The following is a 2,657-nucleotide window of genomic DNA, read 5'->3' on the forward strand; positions in this document are numbered from 1 at the left end:
AACACTTTTTACTAACTGCTAAATCAAGAGCAATCTCTGAATTAGAAGTAGCTCGTATGAGTGAAGATGAAGCAAGAGAGACTTTTGAAAAACTAAGATGGAGTGATACGGACGGCAAGCCTGTTTGTTCTGTATGTGGATGCACAGAGAGCTATATTATTAATACTACTTCAAAAAGTGGTAAAAATATAAGAAGATATAAATGTTCAGCTTGCAGAAAACAATACACCGTTACATCAGGAACTATCTTTGCAAGTCATAAGCTAGAGCTTAGAACTTATCTGATGGCTATTATCATATTTGTAAATGCCGTTAAAGGTATATCGGCTTCTCAAATGAGTAGAGCACTTGGAGTTCAGTATAAAACCAGCTTTGTTTTACTTCATAAACTTCGTGCTGCTTTGGTTGATGCCCAGAATATTTCCCCAACAACGACACTAAAGTAACCTTTGAGTCTGATGAAGAATATGATTATTCATTGATATCAGAAGTAGATTCGCTATTCAAGCAAGGGTTATCTTTCAATTTAATCTCAGATGATGGGGAGTGCACTAGCTTCTCCCCCAAAAAAAACGATAGTCTACTTAGAGATATTAAAGAGCCTGATTATTTTGCAGATATCATAAATATAAAAGAGATAAATTTAGGAGAGTCAAAAACTGTCTCAAGACAAGAAGCTCTTTTGATTATTCTGGATGACACAGACATAGAAGATGATATGAGGATTATGAATGAGCAATAAAAGAACCGCACGAACTCAAGAGCAGATAGGCAAACTAGGTGGAAGCTTTTATTATGATAGACACGGAAAACAAAGAAAGAAAATCAACAATGACTGACGTTTACGTCTACTTCAAAACAAGGAGAATAATTATGGTTAATCAAAAACAAGTTGCGAAAGAATTTAAAATTTTATTTTTTGAAAATTCAATGTGGAAAGGCAAAGACAGTACAACACAAATAGAGGATCATAAAAGTGATTCAGTCTGGATGGAAACCAACCATTTCCTATATGAAAAAGGCTATGAGTTAATAGCTGAAAAACTTAAGATCCCTTTTAGCAGTGCAAGTGATTTTCAATTTAATTTTAATGATGAGCTTCTAGGTAAATCTATCATTGTTGTGCTTGATGAACAGCTGAATGTCCAAACAGCTACGATTAATAAATCGGCTTAAGCGACACCCATTTATTGCTTTTTGAGATAAAGAGGCAAGAAAAGTATTCTAAAGAGAATACCACCCTATAAATGTAAAGGAAGAAAAATGTCTTCACGCGATGTAAAAGAGAACTTAGCATTAATGAATCTTTCTGTATCTGTTAATGATGGGAATGCAGTAGTGCAGATAAAAGATGCAACGGTAAAAGAGAAATTTACCGTGAGTTTTCCATCAAACTACTATGATGATATCGAACTGATTACCAGCAAGGAATGGATGCTTAGTGACTTCATAAGTAATTTTGGAGAGCTTCATGCAAGATTGGCGCATGATTTGGTATATCAAGAGTCCACTGCAAAATATCTTTCCGCTGTAGCATTTAAAATCCAAATCCACGCTCCGATATATGTAGGTGATATATTTAAAATAGATGAGATCGGCTATGAAGTATCCAAATTTTTAGGGTTGGAAGAGCAGGATTATCACGCTGTGACTGATGTTGAAAAAGGTATAAAGAATCTTCTAGTTACAGATGACGAGGCCGTAAGATATGTGGCTTATTTTGGGTTTAAGGGGATGATTAATGATATGGGGATTGAGCCTATAACAGAAGCTGAGATTGCATCAATTATAGATAGGAACAATGCCTTGCTTGGTAAAACATCTTAAAGAAAGCTTAAGCAAAGAGGCCTTCAACTTTGAATCGGAGGATCATGAAAGATGAAGATTTTCGTGTTAGTTGAGACTCCGTTATAGTTCTGCATCGCGGATATGAAAAAGAGATAACAAAAACTTTCCATAAAATTACCAACTTAATAAAAGATGTGCTAAAATAAGAGATATTTTTGTATTTCTTATTTTAGCATATCTAGTATGATACGATGAGGTAAGATATTATTACAATCGCCATGATTGTAATGTAGGGGCTTTAACTGATCTAGTTTAACCCTTGAGCGTCTATGTACGCCATACGCCTAAAGCGTAGAAGGACTCAACATCTCGTTGAGCTCCAAACAGATGAAACAGATGCCCGGCGGGTACACAAGTACCCTCCTTGGGTATCTGTGTACTCTTAGTAATAAAATCCCCAATTAAAGCAGCATAACAACTCTTTAAAGCCAATTCAGTTCGGAGGGATTTTTGTTGTCAAAAATCTAACTATCCAGATGGTTAGATTTAAGTTGCTTGAAAGAGCCAACCCATAGGGGATACACAAAAATCCCCAAAGGGATTGGTGTATTCCCCTTTAAACAAAGGAGAATGTATGAGCAAGGTACCACAACACCATGCATATGCTGCGCATGCTGATAAATTTCAATATAACAAAAATTCATCAACATGTTTATTCATGCAGCATATAGCATGGGGACTAAAAAACGCACTTGCCCAAATACCTAAAATTGCAGTACATCATCTCGGTGATCGTACAAAATACGTAGGGGCAAGTGCGGCAACAGGATGTCTTAGAAAATCCTACTTGGACGTAAAAGACATCAAGG

Annotated in this window: 4 protein-coding genes and 1 pseudogene; all 5 read left to right on the forward strand. The window is 35.9% G+C overall.

The genetic code is table 11. The features are described 5' to 3' along the window. A partial coding sequence (locus PHI38_RS10215) for an IS1595 family transposase (RefSeq protein ID WP_299855782.1) occupies positions 1 to 446 on the forward strand: 446 nt, incomplete at its 5' end. Between the two features lie 32 nt (positions 447 to 478). Then, on the forward strand, positions 479 to 742 hold the full coding sequence (locus tag PHI38_RS10220) for a hypothetical protein (RefSeq protein ID WP_299855784.1): 264 nt from the start codon (positions 479 to 481) through the stop codon (positions 740 to 742). A 131-nt stretch (positions 743 to 873) separates the two neighbouring features. After that, positions 874 to 1,176 carry a hypothetical protein gene (locus PHI38_RS10225; protein WP_299855786.1) on the forward strand — a complete coding sequence of 101 codons (303 nt, stop codon included), beginning with the start codon at positions 874 to 876 and terminating at the stop codon, positions 1,174 to 1,176. A gap of 87 nt (positions 1,177 to 1,263) precedes the next feature. Further along, positions 1,264 to 1,827 carry a hypothetical protein gene (locus PHI38_RS10230; protein WP_299855788.1) on the forward strand — a complete coding sequence of 188 codons (564 nt, stop codon included), beginning with the start codon at positions 1,264 to 1,266 and terminating at the stop codon, positions 1,825 to 1,827. Positions 1,828 to 2,422: 595 nt separating this feature from the next. After that, positions 2,423 to 2,657 (forward strand): annotated as a pseudogene (locus PHI38_RS10235) (hypothetical protein); the annotation flags it as partial.

This window comes from Sulfurimonas sp. (genome assembly GCF_028694895.1).
Lineage (GTDB): Bacteria > Campylobacterota > Campylobacteria > Campylobacterales > Sulfurimonadaceae > Sulfurimonas.